Genomic DNA, 19,101 nt, shown 5'->3' on the forward strand with positions numbered 1-19,101 from the left:
GCCGGATGCCAATTAACATCACCATGCCGGCGCTCTCTCCGACGATGGAAGAGGGCAAGCTCGCCAAGTGGCACGTTAAGGAAGGGGACAGCGTCTCCTCCGGCGACGTTATCGCGGAAATTGAAACCGACAAGGCGACCATGGAAGTGGAAGCTGTCGATGAAGGCAAGATCGGTAAGATCTTGGTTGCCGAAGGCACTGACAACGTCAAGGTGAACGCGGTTATCGCGGTTCTCCTGCAGGACGGTGAAGAGGCTTCGGCGGCAGATGCGGCTCCGGCCGCAGCGCCAGCGCCAAAGGCTGAACAGCCAAAAGCCGCTGCACCTGTGCCAGCGCCTGCTGCGATGGCAGAAGCACCAAAGGCGGCAGCTCCGGCTCCGGCCAAGGCCGAAGGTAGTCGCGTCTTCGCTTCGCCATTGGCAAAGCGCCTTGCCAAGGAAGCTGGCATCGAAATCGGTTCGGTTTCGGGCACGGGTCCAAAGGGCCGCGTGATCAAGGCTGACGTTGAAGCGGCAAAGTCGGGCAAGACCCCGCTCAAGGCTGCGGCTTCTGCTCCAGCTTCGACCCCATCTTCTGCTGGCACGATTTCGGCAGGCATGACCAAGGCTCAGGTCTTGGCGCTTTACGAAGAAGGCACCTACGAGCTGGTTCCTGCCGATGGCATGCGCAAGGTCGTGGCGGCGCGCCTCACCGAAAGCAAGCAGTCGGTTCCGCACTTCTACCTGACGCTCGATTGCAAGATCGATGCGCTCATGGCCGCGCGCGAGCAGATCAATGCCTCGGCTCCGAAGAACAAGGACGGCAAGCCAGCCTTCAAGCTCTCGGTCAATGACTTCGTCATGAAGGCTTGGGCTGTGGCGCTGCAGCGCGTGCCAATGGCCAATGCGACTTGGGCAGGTGACGCGATCCTCTATCACAAGCGTTCGGACGTGGCGGTTGCCGTGTCGGTGCCAGGTGGTCTCTTCACCCCAGTGGTGCGTTCGGCAGATACCAAGACGCTGCGCGAAATCTCTGATGCGGTGAAGGATCTGGCGACCCGCGCGAAGAACAAGAAGCTCGCGCCACAGGAATATCAAGGCGGTTCGTCTTCTGTGTCGAACCTCGGGATGTTCGGCATCAAAACCTTCTCGGCTGTGATCAACCCGCCGCATGGCACGATCCTGGCTGTGGGTGCGGGCGCAGAGCGCGTTTACCCAGAAAACGGTCAGATCAAGATCGGTCAGTTCATGACCGTCACGCTCTCCTGTGACCACCGTGCCGTTGACGGCGCGCTGGGTGCGGAACTCTTGGGCGTGTTCAAGAGCCTGATTGAAAACCCGGTGATGATGCTGGCGTAAAGGGGTTTGGCGATGAAGACCATTCTCGCCTTTGGCGACAGCCTGACGTACGGGGCCAATCCGGTAACGGGTGGCCCGCGTCACGCCTATGAACACCGCTGGCCGACTGCGCTTGAACAGGGGCTTGGCGGGGCTGCACGGGTGATTGCCGAGGGCATGGGTGGTCGCACCACCGTTTGCGACGACTGGTTTGCTCCGGGCGATCGCAATGGTGGGCGCATTCTGCCGACCTTGCTGGAAAGCCATTCCCCGCTCGATCTCGTCATCATCATGCTCGGCACCAATGACCTCAAGCCAGCCATCAATGGCTCGGCCTTGCAGGCATCCTTTGGTATCCGGCGGCTGGTTCAGATCATTCGCGAGCATGCAGCAGGCAAGGCGATTGCTGCGCCTGCGATCATCATCGCCGCGCCACCTCATATTTGTGACACCGACCATGCCGATATGATCGGCCATTTCGGTGGCTTTGCGCATGCGTCGAGCCAGTCACAGCTGTTCGCCGAGCATTATGCGCGTCGCGCGGCTGAGCTGAACACGGGCTTTTTCGACGCTTCGACAGTTGCGCAGGCAGACCCGCGTGATGGTGTTCACCTCGATGAAGCGAATACACGCGCGATTGGTCTCGGTCTTGTGCCGCTTGTTAAACAGACACTGGGTCTTTGACTCAAAAATTCGTGGAGGCCCTCATGGCTGACCAATACGACCTTCTCGTTATCGGCGCCGGTCCCGGCGGTTACATCGCAGCCATTCGTGGCGCGCAGCTCGGGATGAAGGTGGGGATCATTGAGCGCGAGCATATGGCTGGCATCTGCTCCAACTGGGGCTGTATCCCGACCAAGGCGCTGCTGCGCTCTGCCGAAATCTACGGTCACATGACCCACGCCAAAGACTATGGCCTTACGGCTGAAAAGTTCGGCTTTGACCTCGACGGTATTGTGGCCCGTTCGCGCGCGATTGCTGCGCAGATGAACAATGGCGTGCAGTTCCTGATGAAGAAGAACAAGGTCGACATCATCTGGGGCGAAGCGACCATCACCAAGGCCGGTGAAGTCAAGGTTTCCCCGACCAAGAAGGCGATTGTTCAGCCGCAGGGCCCTGTGCCGAAGAATGCGCTGGGCGAGGGCACCTACAAGGCCAAGAACATCATTATCGCCACTGGTGCACGTCCGCGTCAGCTGCCGGGCATTGAAGCCGATGGCGATAAGATTTGGACCTATTTTGAAGCGCTGAAGCCTGCCGCCATGCCGAAGTCGTTGGTGGTTATGGGCTCGGGCGCGATTGGTATCGAGTTCGCATCCTTCTACCGTTCGCTTGGCGCGGAAGTGACCGTTATCGAACTGCTTTCGCAGATCATGCCGGTGGAAGACGCTGAAATTTCCGGTCTCGTGCGCAAGCGTTTGGAAAAACGCGGCATCAAGATCATCACTGAAGCCAAGGTGGCCAAGGTCGAAAAGACCGCGACGGGCGTTATCGCTCACGTTAAAACCAAGGACGGCAAGACCCAGCAGATCGCTGGCGACAAGCTGATCTCGGCGGTTGGCGTGCAGTGCAACACCGAGGGCCTCGGCCTCGAGACCGTTGGTGTGCAGCTCGATCGCGGTGCCATTGTCACCGACGGTTATGGCAAGACCAATATCGAGGGCATCTGGGCCATCGGCGACGTTGCTGGCCCACCAATGCTGGCGCACAAGGCCGAGCATGAAGCGGTTATCACGGTCGAAAAGATCGCGGGCCTACCAGTGCATGGCCTCGACAAGAGCAAAATCCCGGGCTGCACCTATTGCGAGCCACAGGTGGCTAGTGTCGGTCTGACCGAAGCTAAGGCCAAGGAAGCTGGTCGCGAGATCCGTGTTGGTCGTTTCCCCTTCGTGGGCAATGGCAAGGCGATTGCTCTGGGCGAGCCTGATGGCCTTGTGAAGACCATTTTTGACGCCAAGACTGGCGAGCTTTTGGGCGCGCACATGGTCGGCGCGGAAGTGACCGAGCTGATCCAGGGCTTTGTGGTGGCGATGAACCTCGAAACCACTGAAGAAGACCTGATGCACACGATCTTCCCGCATCCGACCCTGTCGGAGTCGATGAAGGAATCCGTGCTCGATGCCTATGGTAAGGCTCTGAACATCTAAGTTCGATACAAGCTTTGCTGCTCCCGCTTTTGGCGGGGGTAGCCCAATAGCTGAGTGAGTTGGGGTTGAACCCGCCGCTCAAGGGAGCGATATAACGGGAAGTTTCCCAGTCAGGACTGATATGGTCACGCTCATCGACAATTCGGCCAAGCCGCGTCACCCGGAAAAGGCCAATCGCCCCGATAGTATCGTCTTGCGCAAGCCGGACTGGATCCGCGTGAAAGCGCCGGGCTCGCCAATCTATAAGGAAACCCAGCAGATCGTGCGCGAGAACAATCTCGTTACGGTTTGCGAAGAAGCGGGTTGCCCTAATATCGGTGAGTGCTGGAGCAAGAAGCACGCGACCATGATGATCATGGGGGAAATCTGCACCCGTGCTTGTGCATTCTGTAACGTCCGCACCGGCATGCCTGGGCCACTCGATCCGCTCGAGCCTGAAAACGTCGCTAAGGCCGTCAACAAACTTGGTCTTGAGCATGTGGTGATCACCTCGGTAGACCGTGACGATCTCGCTGATGGCGGTGCGCAGCACTTTGCCGATGTGATTTTGGCGATCCGTGCGCTCAATCCGAAGACCACCATCGAAATTCTGACCCCGGACTTCCTCCGCAAGGAAGGGGCTTTGGAAATCGTCGTGGCGGCAAAGCCAGACGTCTTCAACCACAATCTTGAAACCGTGCCGTCAAAATATTTGAAGGTACGTCCGGGTGCGCGTTACTTCCATTCGATCCGTCTGCTGGATCGGGTGAAGGAACTCGACCCAACCATTTTCACCAAGTCTGGCATCATGGTTGGCTTGGGCGAAGAGCGGAACGAAGTTTTGCAGCTGATGGACGATCTGCGTTCGGCCGACGTCGACTTCTTGACTATCGGGCAATACCTGCAGCCGACCAAGAAGCACTATCCGCTGCAGCGCTTTGTAACGCCGGAAGAATTCAAGTCGTTTGCCACAGTTGCGACGGCCAAGGGGTTCTTGTTGGTATCGTCCAGCCCGCTGACCCGCTCGTCTCACCACGCCGGCGAAGACTTTGCGCGCCTCAAGGCCAACCGCATGCAGAAGCTCGGTCACTGAATGAAACGCTTTTATGACCGCCACGTCCCTCATTTGCCCCAGCGCATGTATGAGATCGTGGCGGACCTTAACGACTATCCGCGCTTTATCCCGAATTGCGCAGCCATGCAGGTTCGCCCCGATCCGACAGCACAGTCGGATACCGTCGTTCTCGCCAAAATGACCATTGCTTTCGGTCCCATCACGCAAGGCTACACCAGCCGAGTGACCATGGACCCTGAGGCATTGACCATTCGCGCCAAAGCGGTTGATGGGCCGTTTTCCTATCTCGATAGCGTGTGGAGCTTTGAGCCTGAAGGGCAGGGCACGCGCGTCAAATTTGAGATCGATTTTAAGATCTCCAACCCATTTATTGCTGCCGTTGCAGAGCCAGCTTTTGCTGCCAAGCAGGAAGAGATCATGCGGGCATTTTCTGACGAAGCTGATCGACGGTTTGGTGCGTGATGATCGAGCTGTCCGGTAGCCTCATTTGCGCAAATGAAACCGAAGCGGCCCTCGTTCGCTCACTGCTGCCCCTGCACATAGAACTGACCCTGGCCGAGCCGGGTTGTTTGGTGTTTGAAGTGAAGGAAACTGACGTTCCCCTGGTGTGGAGCGTTTTCGAGCAGTTTTCGGACCGAGCATCTTTCGACGCTCATCAGGCTCGTGTGCGGGCGTCCAAGTGGGGCCAAGAGGGCGCTCATATCAAACGCGATTACAAAATCGTCGAAATGCGCTAGCGTCGCTCCACTGATCCGTGGCGGGCGACATGATTAGAAAACTCGAATGCGTCTGCATTCCGACAGACGATATCGTTGCCTCGGAGGCGTTCTATCTCAAACTTGGTCTGACTCGCGCTTGGAGCATCGAGCGTCCGCTCGCAGTTGGCGAAATGTGGACCTTGGTTGGCCTCAAATTTCCTGAAGCTCAGAGTTCAGAAATGGTCTTGAGCAATAATTCTGATGTTCGGCTCGTCGAGGTGGAGCTGTTGTGCGATGACGTGCGCCAGACCTTCGCCGAGCTTCATGGTGCCGCGGGTGTCGAATGGATTCGGGAGCCTTTTGCGACCGAGAGCGGCCATGTTGCGGTGATGAAAGCGCCAGACGGAAACGTCTTCGTGCTCGTCGGGCCATAAAAACTCTAGGCTCCCCGAAGGGAGCCCATTTCGTTCACTGGAAAGCGGTTTCGGCAAAACTACGCAGCTTGCGCGAGTGCAGGCGCTCGGCGGGTTGGTCGCGCAGAATTTCCATCGCCCGCAATCCAACCTGCAAATGACGATTGACCTGTGTGCGGTAAAAGTCGGAGGCCATGCCAGGGAGCTTTAGCTCGCCATGCAAAGGCTTGTCGGAGACGCAGAGCAAGGTGCCGTAGGGAACGCGGAACCTAAAACCGTTGGCGGCGATGGTGGCGCTTTCCATATCAAGGGCCACAGCACGTGATTGGCTGAGCTGGCGCGTGATCTGGGCCTGATCCCAGAGTTCCCAATTGCGGTTGTCAAACGTCGCGACCGTGCCGGTGCGCATGATCTTCTTGGTTTCGACGCCTTCTGTGTCGGTGATCTCGTGCACGGCCTGCTCGAGCGCGACCTGAATTTCGGCCAAGGCTGGGATTGGCACGGAGAGCGGCAAGTCAGCGTCGAGCACGTGGTCCTCACGCACATAGGCGTGGGCGAGGACATAGTCGCCCAGTTCCTGGCTGTTGCGGAGCCCCGCGCAGTGGCCCAGCATGATCCAGGCATGTGGGCGCAGCACCGCAATGTGGTCGGTGATGGTTTTGGCGTTCGACGGACCAACCCCGATATTGACCATGGTGATGCCGCGACCGCGCTCACCCACCAAGTGATAGGCCGGCATTTGCGGTGTGCGGATCGGTGGCGAGCCAGTGACCGCGCCGCCGGTCAGCATGTTATCGGTCGAGACGTTTCCTGGCTCGATAAACCGCAGATAATCCGGGTGATTTTTCGCCATATGGCTTTTGGCGATGGCGCAGAACTCGTCGATGTAGAACTGGTAATTCGTGAAGATCACAAAGTTCTGGAAATGCTCAGGGCTGGTGCCTGTGTAGTGCGACAGGCGTTGCAGCGAATAGTCGACGCGCGGGCCTGTGAAGGCTGACAGCGGGTATGGGCCACCGCGTGGCGGGACATAGGTTCCGTTGGCGATCTCATCGTCAGTATTGGCCAGGTCGGGCACGTCAAACACATCGCGCAGCGGTACGTTCAGCGCGTTGATCGCCTGACCATCGAGATGGTCATTGGGGTTGAGCGCGAAGTGCAAGGGCAGCGGCGTGTCGCTTTCAACGATGTCGATGGTGCCGCCGTGATTGGTGAGGATCACCGAGAACTGGTCAATGAGATAGCCCTTGAACAGGTCAGGCGCCGTAACGGTGGTGCGATAGATGCCCGGCGTATGCAGATAGCCGTAGGGAAGGGTACTTTCGTGCTTGGAATAGCTGGTCGAACGCACTTCCACCTGCGGGTAGTAGGCGCGGACGCGGCCAGCAGGCACCGTGCCCTTGGTGAGAGCCTCGAGATGGCTGCGGATGAAGGCGCAGTTGCGGTGATAGAGTTGGGCTAGGCATGCCCAAGCGGCCTCCGGATCTGTGAAAGATTGCTTTTCGAGACGCGGCGGAGACAGCGTGGTCATGGATACCTCATTGGACTCATCAGAGTGTTTCTCTGAACTGCGCCACAACTATAGTCGCCGTATGACATTGGCTCAACGGTAGGCGGAGATAAGTCCGGCCTTCACGCTTGCGTGAGCACTACTTTTCTTGCCGTAATTCTTAGCCATCTACTGGTGCATCTCATCGCAGTGGCAAACGACCCATGCAAGCGATGAGTGGGATGAAGTCAGCCGCTTGTCCCCCAAGCCCTCAACAGTGCGGCAGGCAAGATCCCAGAGGCCGTCCGGCAGTAATGCGGGACGGCCTTTTCTTGGATTTAGTTTTCGCCTGAGTAGTCAACGATCGTAACGGGGTTCATTTCGCCGTCATAGCTCGCGTCGACGTCGTATTTCTTTAGCGAAAATGTGCCGTCGCTGAACACCCAGGTACCGGCAGAGCTGGCATCGCCAAGGCCGCGCCACTTCGAATATTCGGTGATGGTCAAAGTCTCTTCGTCGAAGTGAGAATTGACCAAACCTAGGGTCGTGCCCATGCCCTTGACGGAGATGTCTTCGACTTCGCCCTCATAGTCATCATTGACATAGCGAACATCGATATCCGGCTGGGCGAAAGCGATGGGGCGCAGGCCTTCGGTGTCGGTGTAGAGGTAGTAGCTGTCCGTTATATTATAGGCTCCGGCCATGCAGAACATGCTGATGAGCGTGACTTTTTGCTTTTGCTCCTCGTCGTCTGTCCAGCTGGGCTGATAGGAAATCTCCCAGGCCCCATAAGCGTCGTCCTGAAAATACTCGTCTGGTTCTGAACAGACTTCGCCGCCCGCGGCTTGGTGCAATTTGGTTGCAGCTTCTCTGAGGTCGATATCGTTTGCGGCAGCAGCGCTGACCGAAAGCGCTATCAAAGGCAGCCAAAGCAATGGACGGATCATTTCTCTTCCCTTATGTCGTGCGCATCGCGCAGGACTCGCGATGTACTTCCGTTATTGAACCAGAATGAGGCCAAAATGACCGCAAAAATCATCGATGGCAAAGCCTTCGCCGAAAACTTGCGCAAGCGGGTCGCAGGTCACGTCGAACGCCTCAAGACGGAACACGGTATTACGCCGGGCCTCGCTGTGGTGATTGTCGGCGAAGATCCGGCAAGCCAAGTCTATGTCACCAACAAAGCCAAGCAGACGGCTGAAGTGGGCATGGCTTCGTTCAAGCACGAATTGCCAGCCGACGCTTCGGAAGCCGAACTCATCGCGCTGGTTCATAAGCTGAACAATGATCCGGCCGTGCATGGCATTCTGGTGCAAATGCCGGTGCCAAAGCACATCGACGGCAATAAGGTCATTGAGGCGATTTCACCGGCTAAAGACGTCGACAGCTTTACCGCTGAAAACGTTGGTAAGGTGCAGATTGGCCTGCCGGGCCCCGTGTCCTGCACGCCCCTTGGCTGCCTGATGCTGCTGCGCGATGAACTCGGCTCGCTCGAAGGCAAGAACGCTGTCATCATTGGTCGGTCCAACCTTGTTGGTAAGCCGATGATGCAGCTGTTGCTGCGCGACAATTGCACTGTCACCGTGGCGCACTCGCGCACCCAAAACCTTGCCGACGTTGTCCGCGCCGCTGACATTGTGGTCGCCGCTGTTGGCCGTCCGCACATGGTCAAGGGCGATTGGATCAAGCCAGGCGCTGTAGTCATCGACGTTGGCATCAATCGCATTCCGGCGCCGGAAAAGGGCGAAGGCAAAACCCGCCTCGTTGGCGACGTGGATACCGCCGCTGCGGCGGAAGTCGCGGGTGCGATTACCCCGGTTCCCGGTGGCGTTGGTCCGATGACCATCGCGTGCCTTCTGGCGAACACGATCACGACGGCATCGCTGATTAACGGCCTTGTGCCACCGAGCGATCTCACGGCATGAGTGATCTCTTCGGATATGAGCCGGACGCGCATGATCCGGGCGGTAAGGTGCGGTTGCGCCTTGGTGCCGGGGTCAATGGCGATGCGGTGATCTCCGAGGATGGCCGCTATAGACAAGTCATGCGCCGTTGGCTCGGGGAGCAATTTCCCGAGCGCTATATTCTGTTTATTGGCATGAACCCATCAACCGCCGACGCGAGTGTGGATGATCCAACTTGCGCGCGCGAGTGGGGCTTCTCCCGCCGCGAAGGCTTTGAGGGCATGGTGAAGTGCAACGTCGGCGATTATCGCGCGACACACCCCAAAATGCTGCTCGAAGACGGCGTGGAAGCAGTGTCGCCAGTCAATCTGCCGACCATATTAGGTCTGGCAACGAAGGCGGGGCGGGTCGTGCTCTGCCACGGCAAGCTCAACAAGGCGCTCGCGCCTGCCGGGCAGCAGCTGGTGAGTGCGCTGGAAGCCGCCAAAGTGCCGCTTTATTGCTTCGGCAAGAACGGCGATGGCTCCCCAAAACACCCGCTCTATCTTCGTGGCGATACGCAGCTGGTGCGCTTCTAAGACTATTATGATCAGTGTGGGGGCAGGCCGGATCACCCGGTCGCGCCGGGTGATGTCGATGGGAGGGGCGGGGGATTGGTCTGGACCATCGTCCTCACAACCGCGCTGCCGTCTTCGCCGACGTGACAGACGAAGCCCTTGATCAATCGTCGTCGCTGCTTACAACCTGCAGGACGAGTTCCAGCGCGGCCTCTACGGTTGCTTTGCGGATCTCGTCGCGGCCGATGTCGCCGAATTGGTGTTCAATGACGACCGTGGCGAGCTCTGTCGACACCGCGACATAGACCAAGCCAACGGGCTTTTTGTCTGAACCGCCATCCGGCCCGGCAATGCCCGTGCTCGACACGGCAATATCGGCATTGGCCGTGTTCCGCGCGCCGTCCGCCATAGCGCGGGCAACTTGATTGCTGACCGCGCCATAGTCCTGAATGAGGCGAGGCTGAACATGGATCATGCTCGCCTTAGCCTCGTTGGAATAGGTGATGAAACCACCGAAGAGAGCGGCTGAAGAGCCGGGAACATCAGTCAGCGCGGCGGCGATCATGCCGCCTGTGCAGCTTTCAGCGGTTACAATCGAAAGCTTCCGGTCCGAAAGGGCGGAAATAACCCGTTTTGCAGTGCTGAGTGGTGCAGATTTAGAAGCCAACTAGTCCTCCCTGGGTACCTCAATGCTCGCGCTGGCCATGGCAACCATGCCTTCCTCTCGCCCAATGAAACCGAGCTTTTCATTGGTTGTCGCCTTAACGTTGACACGCGAAGGCGAGATCCCGAGAGTTTCAGCAATAACTGCACACATGGCTGGTGCGTGTTTTGCAATCCTCGGCGCTTCTGCAACAATTGTCACGTCCAGATTTACGATACGTGCCTTGCGTTCAGCGACAAGCTTGCCCGCATGTTTGAGGAATATTGTAGAAGCAGCACCACGCCACTGCTCATCACTTGGTGGGAAGTGGATGCCGATGTCTCCCGCGCCAATTGCCCCGAGAATAGCGTCAGTCAAAGCATGGAGCGCAACGTCGGCATCGGAATGGCCATTGAGCTTCGAATGGTGCGGAATTTTGACGCCACAAAGCCATACGGCATCACCGGGCTCGAAATAATGCACGTCATAGCCGGTGCCAACACGCGTTTCGAACATGGTTTCTCCTGCCAGCAATCGCTCTGCACGAGCGAAGTCTTCCGGGTGTGTAATTTTGAAATTGTCGCGGTCGCCAGGGACCATTTTGACCCGCATACCCGCCCATTCGGCGATTTCGGCATCATCGGTAAATTCTCGACGGACAGTGCCGGTGCGCATGTGGGCAGAAAAGATTGGACCGAACCGGAAACCCTGAGGTGTTTGGGCGGCGAACAGCAGATTTCTGTCTTCAGTTTTGGAAATCAGACCGTCACCAAGGCTGCGCTTGATCGTGTCTGTTGTTGGAAGTGTCGGCAATGCGCCATCGTGCTCTTTAAGGGCTTCAATGACATCATCTATGATGCGATGCGAAACGAATGGACGTGCGGCATCTTGGATCAGCACGCGGTCAATGCGGAGTTTGGCAAGCGCTTTTAGGCCTTCCAGCACAGAGGCTTGACGAGTCGCTCCACCAGGCACTGCGTCGTGTAGCCGTTCATGGTGCAAGCCCAAATCGGCATAGCGTTGCGCATGATCTGGGTGGATTACGGGCAATACGAGGGTCACAGATTCGTGGCCTAGAAACGCTTCTATGGTTCTGGACAATACCGATTTTCCGGCGATTTCTCGGTATTGCTTGGGATCGGCGATCCCATTGGCATTGGCACGTTCGCCTTTTCCGGCCGCAACGACGATAACGGCTATGGATTTTGAAGACATGTCGATGTAGGCACTCACAAGAACCGCTATTGGTTAAAGGTCTAGCCCTCCGCCCGACATGCGGCAAGAGCAGGGCTGATTTGCTCAAGTTTTACAGCCAGTACGTGTTGCGCCCTGACTGAAAATGATTATTGTGCAGGCACTTCCTTACTTCTGACCAAAACTGGTGCAATTCTTGTCTTCAAATGCACGCCCGTTGAGCATCGGGGGCCACACATTGCGCAATCGTGCAATATTGGCGCCGATGGCCGGTATCACGGACCGACCCTTCCGCGAGATTGCGGAGCGGTTTGGCGCGGGCTTGGTTGTGTCAGAAATGGTCGCCAGCGCGGCCTTGACCACCGGCCACAGCGGCATGGTTCAAAAGCTCGGGCGAGCGGGCTCCTTGCCTCATATGGTCCAGTTGGCGGGCTGCGACCCGCATTGGATGTCTGAGGGTGCGCGCATTGCCGAAGATGCGGGTGCCGATATTATCGATATCAATTTCGGCTGTCCTGCCAAGCGCGTCACCACGGGTTACGCCGGCTCTGCGTTGATGCGCGTTCCAGACCAGGCTTTGGCTATTGTCGAGGCGGTTTCGGCCGCGACATCCAAGCCGGTGACCGTCAAGATGCGCCTCGGTTGGGATGATGACAGCCTCAATGCACCCCAGATTGCGAACCTTGCTGTGAGTGCAGGGGCGCAAATGATCACCGTTCACGGCCGTACTCGCCAGCAATTCTACAAGGGCACGGCCCGCTGGGCGCTGGTGCGCGAAGTTGTCGAAAGTGTTTCGGTTCCTGTCGTCGTTAACGGCGATATCGTCGATGAAGCCAGCGCACGAACAGCACTTGAGCAATCTGGTGCAGCCGCAGTGATGCTTGGGCGTGGCGCGCAGGGGCAACCGTGGAAGGTTGCGCAAATCGGGGCGGCCTTGGCGGGGCAGGTGGGGCCAGAAGCGCCAACCGGCGACGCCCTTATTGCGCTCATCAGAGAGCATTACGAGAATATGCTGAGCGATTATGGCATCGAAGTTGGTCTGCGCGCTGCGCGCAAGCATCTCGATTGGTATGCTGACGCAGCCAATCTTCAACTTGATAAGCCGACCCGTAAGGCTTTGCTAGACAACGACAATCCGAGTGCAGTTATAGCACTGATTGGTGACGTATTTTCCGGCCATTGGAGTGCCGCTGCATGACAAATGCGACTATCTCTGATGTTGACTCGATCGCAGCCCGATCTGTCCTTCAGGCTCTGCCACAGCCGATCATGGTTCTCACCGCAGAGCGGCACATCAGCTTTGCCAATTATGCCGCTGAGGCCTTCTTCGGCGCATCAATGAGCGTGCTGTCGCGCCAGACGCTAGACGATCTTATTGCGTTTGGGTCGCCCATCATCTCGCTGGTCGAAAGTGTGATCCAGCGTCGCGCACCAATGACTGAGTACCGCGTCTTGGTTGGTTCGTCCCGTTTTGGCGACGAACGCGTTGCTGACGTTTTCGCTAGTCCGCTAACCGACAGTGACGACCGCATCGCCATTCTTATCCAAGAGCGCACCATGGCCGATAAGATCGACCGCCAGATGGTGTCTCGCGGCGCGGCAAAATCGGTGACGGGCCTCGCGGCGATGTTGGCACACGAAATTAAGAACCCACTCTCTGGTATTCGCGGCGCAGCACAGTTGCTGGAATCCTCTATCCCGCCAGAGGAAATGCCGCTGGCGCGTCTCATTCGGGATGAGACCGATCGTATTGTTCATCTGATTGATCGCGTTGAAGTGTTCGGCGATGAACGCCCGCTGGAGCGTGAGCCGATCAATATTCACGTCGTTCTTGACCGGGTCAAACTGCTCGCTCGAAATGGCGTCTCTCGCGGCATTACCTTCTACGAAGAGTACGATCCTTCGCTGCCGCCTGTTCTGGGAAACCGCGATCGGCTGATCCAAGTCTTCTTGAATTTAATCAAGAACGCCTCGGAAGCCCTTGAAAAAACACATAATCCTGAAATCCGAATTTCGACAGCCTTCCGGCCCGGCATCCGCATAGCGGTGTCTGGTGTGGCGCAGCGCATTTCGCTGCCGCTTGAAATTTTGATTGAGGATAACGGCCCCGGCGTACCGCCAGATATTATGCCATTCCTATTCGACCCCTTCGTCACGACGAAGATGAACGGCTCAGGCTTAGGTCTGCCTTTGGTGGCAAAGATCATCGGCGATCATGGCGGTGTCATTGATTGCGAAAGCCGGCCGGGTCGTACCCGTTTCCGAATTCTTCTGCCGGTCGCTAAAGGCGATTTGCAGGACTCTGTTGAAGCTGAAGAGGGCGCGAATTCATGAGCCATGTCGTTCTGCTTGCCGATGACGATGCGGCGATCCGTATGGTGCTGAACCAAGCGTTGACCCGTGCAGGGTATGAAGTGCGCCCCACAGGCAATATCTCGACCATGTGGAATTGGGTGAGCCGTGGCGAAGGGGATATTCTGATCACCGACGTTGCCATGCCCGACGGCAGTGCTTTCGACGTCATGCCGAAAATCAAAAAGCTCCGTCCCGAGCTTCCGATGATCGTGATGAGCGCCCAGAATACTTTCATGACTGCGATCCGCGCGTCTGAAGTTGGTGCTTACGAATATCTTCCTAAGCCCTTTGATATTACTGAGGTTTTGTCTGTCGTATCGCGCGCTTTGGCCGATGCTAAGAAGCCAACCAAAGCTGAGCGCGAAGCGGAAGAGCCATCAGAATCCATGCCCTTGGTTGGTCGCTCCACGGCCATGCAGGACATTTATCGCGCGCTCGCACGCCTGATGCAGACCGACCTCACGGTCATGGTGACGGGCGAAAGCGGGACGGGTAAGGAGCTGGTCGCTCGTGCGCTTCATGACTTTGGTAAGCGGCGCAATGGCCCCTTCGTTGCCATTAACATGGCCGCCATTCCGCGCGACTTGATCGAAGCCGAATTGTTCGGCCACGAGAAGGGTGCCTTTACGGGCGCAAATGCCCGGTCATCGGGGCGCTTTGAACAAGCCGAAGGCGGCACGCTGTTCCTCGACGAAATTGGCGATATGCCGATGGATGCGCAAACCCGTTTGCTGCGCGTCTTGCAAGAGGGCGAATACACCATGGTCGGCGGGCGCACCCCGATCAAGACCAACGTCCGTATCGTCGCTGCGACGCACCGTGATCTTAGCCAGATGATCCGCCAGGGTCTCTTCCGTGAGGATCTGTACTACCGCCTCAACGTCGTGCCCATCCGCTTGCCACCACTGCGCGAGCGCACCGATGACATTGCGGATTTGGTCGCACATTTCCTCCGTGCAGCGCAGCGTGAAGGCGAGCCCTTAAAGACCGTCTCGCCTGAAGCCATCCGCCTCATGCAGAACTACTCTTGGCCGGGTAATATCCGCGAGCTTGAAAACCTCGTGCGTCGGCTTGCAGCGCTTTATGCCGACGAGCAGATTTCGGCTGAAATCGTCCAAAATGAGCTCAATATTGCTGACCGCATCTCGGCACCGACGATGGTTGCTGGCCCCGTCGATCTCTCGATGGCGGTTGAGACTCACGTTGGCGAAGTCTTGCGTGAGTATGAGCCGAACCTGCCGCCAGCAGGATTGTATCAGCGCGTAATTGATCGTGTCGAAGCACCGTTGATCGCAATGGCCCTCAATGCCTGTGGTGGCAATCAGATTAAGGCCGCGGACCTTTTAGGGCTCAACCGCAACACTTTACGCAAGAAGATCCGCACCCATTCCATCGAGATTGTTAAGCACAGCCGTCGGGGGCTTTAGGCCTCCGATCGGATCGCCCACAGGCACTGTCACATTTTGGCAACATTTATCTTGAAGGGTTGCTCGAATTGGGTCAGGCTTTGCCATCTCCCATAAGAAGTCACTGATTGACTGCGGGAGACAACTGGCGGCGCAGCCCTCTTGCGCCGACGATAGGGGTGTTAGGCGCTTAATGACCGAATGGATTTCGGCCACAGAGAAACGCGAATTGACCTCGGACGCTTTGCGTCCGGAGCGCCGCACTCTTTTGCTCACGCAGCAGAACAACGGCCTGCGCGTGCTGGGCTTTGTGGTCGTCACCGCATCGGTCATCCTCGCCTCTATTTCCTTCCTCATTCTATCCGGTGCTACCAATATTGAGCCATCACCGATGGTGTGGACGATCATTTGGATCGTCACTGCCGTTTTGGTGTTGCTCGTCATTGCCCTTGTGGTCACCGAGGCCGTTCTGCTGGTGCAAGCACATCGCCGCCGCACGCCAGGGGCGGGGCTCCAGGTCAGCATGGTCACCATGTTCGCCTTCGTAGCGGCAGCGCCTGCGGTGCTAGTCGCTGTTGTGGCGTCGATCTCGCTGAACCAAGGTCTCGACCAATGGTTCTCCGAACGCACGCGCGCGATGGTGGAAAGCTCGCGCCTCGTGGCGCGGTCCTACATGCTCGAGCATGCTCAGGTGCTGCGCGATGACATTATCTGGGTTGCCACGGAGCTTGAGCAAGCCGTCCAGACCTATGATGCCGACCCGCAGCGATTTGAACGCATTTTGACTGCGCTCGCGGTTACACGCTCGCTCCCATTCACCTCGCTCATCGACAAAGATGGCAACACGTTAGCTCGCGCCCAGATCAATGTCTCTGGGTCGTATCCGCAGCCGCCTCCGGGGGTTACGGATGGCGTGATTGAAGGTGTGCCGACGGCAATTGCACCGGGCTCAACGCAGTTTGTTGGCTCGGTCGTCAAATTGCGCGGCTATGCCGATGCGTTCCTTTTTGTGGTGCGCCCGGTTGACCCTGAAGTGCTCGAATATATGCGTCTGACCGACGAAAATATCTCCGAGTACCGCCAGTACACGTCCAATCGCCTCGTGTTCCAGATCACCTTTACAATCATGTACATCGGTCTGGCCGTGGTTCTTCTGCTCGGCGCTCTGTGGATCGGGATTGCACTGGCCAATCGGTTCGTCGACCCAATTCGTAATCTCATGATCGCATCGCGCCATGTGTCTGCGGGTGATTTGGATATTCGGGTGCCGGTCAAAGAGGAGCGGGGAGATCTCCATGATCTTTCCTCTGGGTTTAACCGCATGACCGAGCAGTTGCGCAGTCAACGCGAGGAATTGCTCAAAGCGAACGACGTCAACGAAAAGCGCCGGCAGTTTACTGAGGCCGTGGTGGAAGGCGTGTCCGCAGGGATCATCGGTTTGGACGCATTCGGATCGGTCACTTTGGTCAACGCGCGTGCGTGCGACATGCTGGGGCGTTCGGAAATCGAGCTGATGGGCGAACGCATCGAAGCCATCCTGCCCGAGATGGCACCGACACTTGAGAAGGCGCGTTCGGCGCGCCGTGGGCAGGTGCGTGACCAAATCCAAATCGGTAATGAAACCAACCGCCGTATTTATCAGGTTCAGCTCACGCGCGAGGGCACCATCACCGAGTCCAAGGGCTATGTCGTTACCTTCGACGATATTACCGATCTTGAATCGGCGCAGCGTACCTCGGCCTGGGCAGACGTAGCCCGACGCATTGCCCACGAAATTAAAAACCCGCTGACACCGATCCAGCTTTCAGCAGAGCGACTGCGCCGCCGCTATGGCAACAAGCTTGATGATGATCGGGAAGTCTTTGACAAGTGCATCAACACCATTGTCCGGCAGGTCGGCGACATTGGCCGCATGGTTGACGAATTTTCTGCGTTCGCGCGTATGCCAGAGGCAGCGCCTGAGCGCTCCGATTTGACGGACACCGTTCGCCAAGCCGTGTTCCTCGAAAGCGTGCGCTTGCCTGAGGTCAACATCACCACCCAACTCCCAGATGAAACCATCGTGGCTTGGTTTGATGCGCGTCTTATGGCGCAGGTGCTGACCAATCTTATCAAGAACGCCGTCGAGGCCTTTGAGGGCATCCCCCTCACAGCCGAATGGCAGCCAACAATCACAGTGGACGCTCATATCGAGGGACGTAACGCGCGCGTCTCTGTGTCGGACAACGGCAAGGGCTGGCCGAAGGACAATCGCCAGCGCCTGCTTGAGCCTTATATGACGACCCGCGAAAAAGGCACCGGCCTGGGCCTTGCGATCGTCGCTAGAATTATCGAACAACACGGCGGTATCGTCGAATTGGTCGATGCAGAACCAGACGTCAACGGTCGTGTTGGCGCCTGTGTCACTTTCACCCTGCCTTTGCAGAACCCCGCAATTAGCGGCCCGTCGGAAGGGGAAGACACCCCAGCTGACCAGACGCCCCAAAAGGAGGAACCGCTGGATACAGCGGTTGTTCACAAGTAGATGGCACTCGACATTCTCATTATCGACGATGAAGACGATATCCGCGATCTGATCGCAGGCATCCTCGAAGACGAAGGTTACGACGCCCGGCAGGCGCATGACGCTGACTCTGGGCTCAATGAAATCGCACGTCGTCGCCCAAGCCTTGTATTTTTGGACATCTGGATGCAGGGCTCCCGCCTCGACGGTCTGCAGCTTTTGGATGTGATCCAGAGCCAACACCCGGACATGCCCGTGGTGATGATTTCGGGTCACGGCAATGTTGAAACCGCGGTTTCGGCGATCAAGCGCGGCGCTTACGACTACATCGAAAAGCCGTTCAAGATTGACCGCCTTCTGCATGTCACCCAACGGGCTCTGGAGGCTACGCGACTGCGCACAGAAGTTGCGGAGCTCAAAGAACGTACGCCGTCCAAAAACTCCGAAATGGTCGGCAATTCTAACGCGCTCCAGCAGGTGCGTGCACTGATTGAAAAGTCGGCCCCGACCAATTCGCGCATCTTCATTTCCGGGCCGTCTGGCTCAGGCAAGGGCCTCGTTGCGCGCGCCATCCACACGCGTAGCCCGCGTTCTGATGCGCCGTTCATCGAGATCAACGCCTCGCTCTATGCGCCCGATGAAGTTGCCGTCGTGTTGTTCGGGCGCGAGGCTCGCGACAAGTCCGGTCTCCTGAAAGTCGAAGTGGGCGCCCTTGAGCGCGCGCACGGTGGGACGCTCTATCTTTCGGAAGTGACCGCTCTCCCAGCACCTGTCCAACAGACGCTGCTGCGCACCTTGGTTGAGAACAAGTTCAGCCGCGTTGGTGGTGCACAATCGGTGGCGATCGACGTTCGCATCATTGCGGCCTCGTCCCAGAATGTCGCTGCGCAGATCGACGCTGGCGAATTCCGCTCCGATCTCTTCCATCGTTTGTCTATTGTGCCTCTGCCTTTGTCGCCGCTCCGGGAGCGCCGCGAGGACGTACCACCACTGGTGCAGGTCTTTATCGACCAAGTTTGCCGTATGCATAATTTGCAGCGCGTCACGATTGGCGATGACGCGATGGCGGTTCTGCAGACACAAGAGTGGCCCGGCAATGCGCGCCAGCTGCGCAATTCGATCGAACGCTTGCTGATCTTGATGAAAGATCAGCAACCTGAGAATGGCATAATCACTGCCACTATGTTGCCGTCAGATATTGGTGAAGTCCTGCCGACCGTAGGTGACACCGATTCGTCGGCGCATCTGATGAGCCTGCCGTTGCGAGAAGCTCGCGAAGTTTTCGAACGCCAATATCTCTTGGCGCAAATCGAGCGTTTCGGCGGGAACATTTCCAAGACGGCAGAGTTTGTTGGTATGGAGCGCAGTGCGCTTCACCGTAAGATCAAGTCGTTGGGGTTGTGACAGATAATGCCGGACAGC

Annotated in this window: 18 protein-coding genes; 14 read left to right on the forward strand and 4 right to left on the reverse strand. The window is 57.6% G+C overall.

The features are described 5' to 3' along the window. The first annotated feature begins 5 nt into the window (after positions 1-5). From HKD40_RS01065 to HKD40_RS01095, 7 genes are all read left to right on the forward strand, one after another. On the forward strand, positions 6-1,337 hold the full coding sequence (locus HKD40_RS01065; RefSeq protein WP_169193869.1) for a pyruvate dehydrogenase complex dihydrolipoamide acetyltransferase: 1,332 nt from the start codon (positions 6-8) through the stop codon (positions 1,335-1,337). 12 nt (positions 1,338-1,349) lie between these two features. After that, positions 1,350-2,000 carry a GDSL-type esterase/lipase family protein gene (locus HKD40_RS01070; protein ID WP_169193870.1) on the forward strand — a complete coding sequence of 217 codons (651 nt, stop codon included), beginning with the start codon at positions 1,350-1,352 and terminating at the stop codon, positions 1,998-2,000. A 23-nt stretch (positions 2,001-2,023) separates the two neighbouring features. Beyond that, positions 2,024-3,463, forward strand: a complete 1,440-nt coding sequence (lpdA, locus tag HKD40_RS01075) for a dihydrolipoyl dehydrogenase (RefSeq protein ID WP_169193871.1) — start codon at positions 2,024-2,026, stop codon at positions 3,461-3,463. Between the two features lie 121 nt (positions 3,464-3,584). Continuing rightward, positions 3,585-4,535 (forward strand): lipoyl synthase, encoded by a 951-nt coding sequence (lipA, locus tag HKD40_RS01080; protein WP_169193872.1) that lies wholly within the window; start codon positions 3,585-3,587, stop codon positions 4,533-4,535. Next, positions 4,536-4,979, forward strand: a complete 444-nt coding sequence (locus tag HKD40_RS01085) for a type II toxin-antitoxin system RatA family toxin (protein ID WP_169193873.1) — start codon at positions 4,536-4,538, stop codon at positions 4,977-4,979. It abuts the gene before it with no gap. Next, entirely contained in the window at positions 4,979-5,254 is a 276-nt protein-coding gene (locus HKD40_RS01090; RefSeq protein WP_169193874.1) for an antibiotic biosynthesis monooxygenase, read from the forward strand. Before HKD40_RS01085 ends, HKD40_RS01090 begins: the two co-directional genes overlap by 1 nt. Before the next feature lie 29 nt (positions 5,255-5,283). After that, a complete protein-coding gene (locus tag HKD40_RS01095) occupies positions 5,284-5,649 on the forward strand; it encodes a VOC family protein (protein ID WP_169193875.1) in 366 nt (121 codons plus the stop codon). 34 nt (positions 5,650-5,683) lie between these two features. Here the strand turns inward: HKD40_RS01095 and HKD40_RS01100 are convergent, their stop codons facing one another. After that, positions 5,684-7,159: an AMP nucleosidase gene (locus HKD40_RS01100; RefSeq protein ID WP_169193876.1), complete on the reverse strand. Its 1,476-nt coding sequence runs from the start codon at positions 7,157-7,159 to the stop codon at positions 5,684-5,686. A gap of 296 nt (positions 7,160-7,455) precedes the next feature. Then, the gene (locus HKD40_RS01105; RefSeq protein WP_169193877.1) at positions 7,456-8,064 is read right to left on the reverse strand and encodes a DUF1176 domain-containing protein; all 609 of its coding nucleotides are present in this window, start codon (positions 8,062-8,064) and stop codon (positions 7,456-7,458) included. 75 nt (positions 8,065-8,139) lie between these two features. Here HKD40_RS01105 and folD point away from each other — a divergent pair, with 75 nt between their 5' ends. Further along, positions 8,140-9,042 (forward strand): bifunctional methylenetetrahydrofolate dehydrogenase/methenyltetrahydrofolate cyclohydrolase FolD, encoded by a 903-nt coding sequence (gene folD / locus HKD40_RS01110; protein ID WP_169193878.1) that lies wholly within the window; start codon positions 8,140-8,142, stop codon positions 9,040-9,042. Further along, positions 9,039-9,599, forward strand: coding sequence for a DUF1643 domain-containing protein (locus tag HKD40_RS01115; protein ID WP_169193879.1), 561 nt, complete (start codon positions 9,039-9,041; stop codon positions 9,597-9,599). The genes folD and HKD40_RS01115 overlap by 4 nt, the downstream gene beginning before the upstream one ends. 142 nt (positions 9,600-9,741) lie before the next feature. Here the strand turns inward: HKD40_RS01115 and HKD40_RS01120 are convergent, their stop codons facing one another. Both HKD40_RS01120 and HKD40_RS01125 read right to left on the reverse strand, forming a co-directional pair. After that, positions 9,742-10,245 carry a CinA family protein gene (locus tag HKD40_RS01120; RefSeq protein ID WP_169193880.1) on the reverse strand — a complete coding sequence of 168 codons (504 nt, stop codon included), beginning with the start codon at positions 10,243-10,245 and terminating at the stop codon, positions 9,742-9,744. Further along, on the reverse strand, positions 10,246-11,436 hold the full coding sequence (locus HKD40_RS01125) for a bifunctional 2-C-methyl-D-erythritol 4-phosphate cytidylyltransferase/2-C-methyl-D-erythritol 2,4-cyclodiphosphate synthase (RefSeq protein ID WP_169193881.1): 1,191 nt from the start codon (positions 11,434-11,436) through the stop codon (positions 10,246-10,248). It lies immediately after the preceding gene. A gap of 166 nt (positions 11,437-11,602) precedes the next feature. Between HKD40_RS01125 and dusB the strand changes: the two genes are divergently transcribed. The 5 genes from dusB to HKD40_RS01150 all read left to right on the forward strand — a co-directional run bounded on the left by dusB (position 11,603) and on the right by HKD40_RS01150 (position 19,083). Continuing rightward, entirely contained in the window at positions 11,603-12,613 is a 1,011-nt protein-coding gene (gene dusB, locus HKD40_RS01130; RefSeq protein WP_349236776.1) for a tRNA dihydrouridine synthase DusB, read from the forward strand. Beyond that, positions 12,610-13,749, forward strand: a complete 1,140-nt coding sequence (locus HKD40_RS01135) for an ATP-binding protein (RefSeq protein WP_169193882.1) — start codon at positions 12,610-12,612, stop codon at positions 13,747-13,749. The genes dusB and HKD40_RS01135 overlap by 4 nt, the downstream gene beginning before the upstream one ends. Then, positions 13,746-15,197 carry a nitrogen regulation protein NR(I) gene (gene ntrC, locus HKD40_RS01140; RefSeq protein WP_169193883.1) on the forward strand — a complete coding sequence of 484 codons (1,452 nt, stop codon included), beginning with the start codon at positions 13,746-13,748 and terminating at the stop codon, positions 15,195-15,197. The genes HKD40_RS01135 and ntrC overlap by 4 nt, the downstream gene beginning before the upstream one ends. Positions 15,198-15,369: 172 nt before the next feature. Next, positions 15,370-17,700, forward strand: coding sequence for a PAS domain-containing sensor histidine kinase (locus HKD40_RS01145; RefSeq protein ID WP_169193884.1), 2,331 nt, complete (start codon positions 15,370-15,372; stop codon positions 17,698-17,700). Continuing rightward, the gene (locus tag HKD40_RS01150) at positions 17,701-19,083 is read left to right on the forward strand and encodes a sigma-54 dependent transcriptional regulator (protein WP_169193885.1); all 1,383 of its coding nucleotides are present in this window, start codon (positions 17,701-17,703) and stop codon (positions 19,081-19,083) included. The last annotated feature ends 18 nt before the right edge of the window (positions 19,084-19,101 follow it).

Origin of the sequence: Devosia sp. MC1541 (genome assembly GCF_012847305.1) — a bacterium.
In the GTDB taxonomy this organism is placed as follows: Bacteria; Pseudomonadota; Alphaproteobacteria; order Rhizobiales; family Devosiaceae; genus Devosia.

Bases quoted from the DNA above. Each gene is read 5' to 3' on its own strand.
- HKD40_RS01115 (WP_169193879.1), top strand. From the start codon at position 9,039: ATGAGTGATCTCTTCGGATATGAGCCGGACGCGCATGATCCGGGCGGT.
- HKD40_RS01125 (WP_169193881.1), bottom strand. From the start codon at position 11,436: ATGTCTTCAAAATCCATAGCCGTTATCGTCGTTGCGGCCGGAAAAGGC.
- HKD40_RS01065 (WP_169193869.1), top strand. From the start codon at position 6: ATGCCAATTAACATCACCATGCCGGCGCTCTCTCCGACGATGGAAGAG.
- HKD40_RS01085 (WP_169193873.1), top strand. From the start codon at position 4,536: ATGAAACGCTTTTATGACCGCCACGTCCCTCATTTGCCCCAGCGCATG.
- lpdA (WP_169193871.1), top strand. From the start codon at position 2,024: ATGGCTGACCAATACGACCTTCTCGTTATCGGCGCCGGTCCCGGCGGT.
- HKD40_RS01145 (WP_169193884.1), top strand. From the start codon at position 15,370: ATGACCGAATGGATTTCGGCCACAGAGAAACGCGAATTGACCTCGGAC.
- HKD40_RS01135 (WP_169193882.1), top strand. From the start codon at position 12,610: ATGACAAATGCGACTATCTCTGATGTTGACTCGATCGCAGCCCGATCT.
- HKD40_RS01090 (WP_169193874.1), top strand. From the start codon at position 4,979: ATGATCGAGCTGTCCGGTAGCCTCATTTGCGCAAATGAAACCGAAGCG.
- folD (WP_169193878.1), top strand. From the start codon at position 8,140: ATGACCGCAAAAATCATCGATGGCAAAGCCTTCGCCGAAAACTTGCGC.
- HKD40_RS01070 (WP_169193870.1), top strand. From the start codon at position 1,350: ATGAAGACCATTCTCGCCTTTGGCGACAGCCTGACGTACGGGGCCAAT.
- HKD40_RS01150 (WP_169193885.1), top strand. From the start codon at position 17,701: ATGGCACTCGACATTCTCATTATCGACGATGAAGACGATATCCGCGAT.
- HKD40_RS01105 (WP_169193877.1), bottom strand. From the start codon at position 8,064: ATGATCCGTCCATTGCTTTGGCTGCCTTTGATAGCGCTTTCGGTCAGC.
- HKD40_RS01095 (WP_169193875.1), top strand. From the start codon at position 5,284: ATGATTAGAAAACTCGAATGCGTCTGCATTCCGACAGACGATATCGTT.
- ntrC (WP_169193883.1), top strand. From the start codon at position 13,746: ATGAGCCATGTCGTTCTGCTTGCCGATGACGATGCGGCGATCCGTATG.
- HKD40_RS01100 (WP_169193876.1), bottom strand. From the start codon at position 7,159: ATGACCACGCTGTCTCCGCCGCGTCTCGAAAAGCAATCTTTCACAGAT.
- lipA (WP_169193872.1), top strand. From the start codon at position 3,585: ATGGTCACGCTCATCGACAATTCGGCCAAGCCGCGTCACCCGGAAAAG.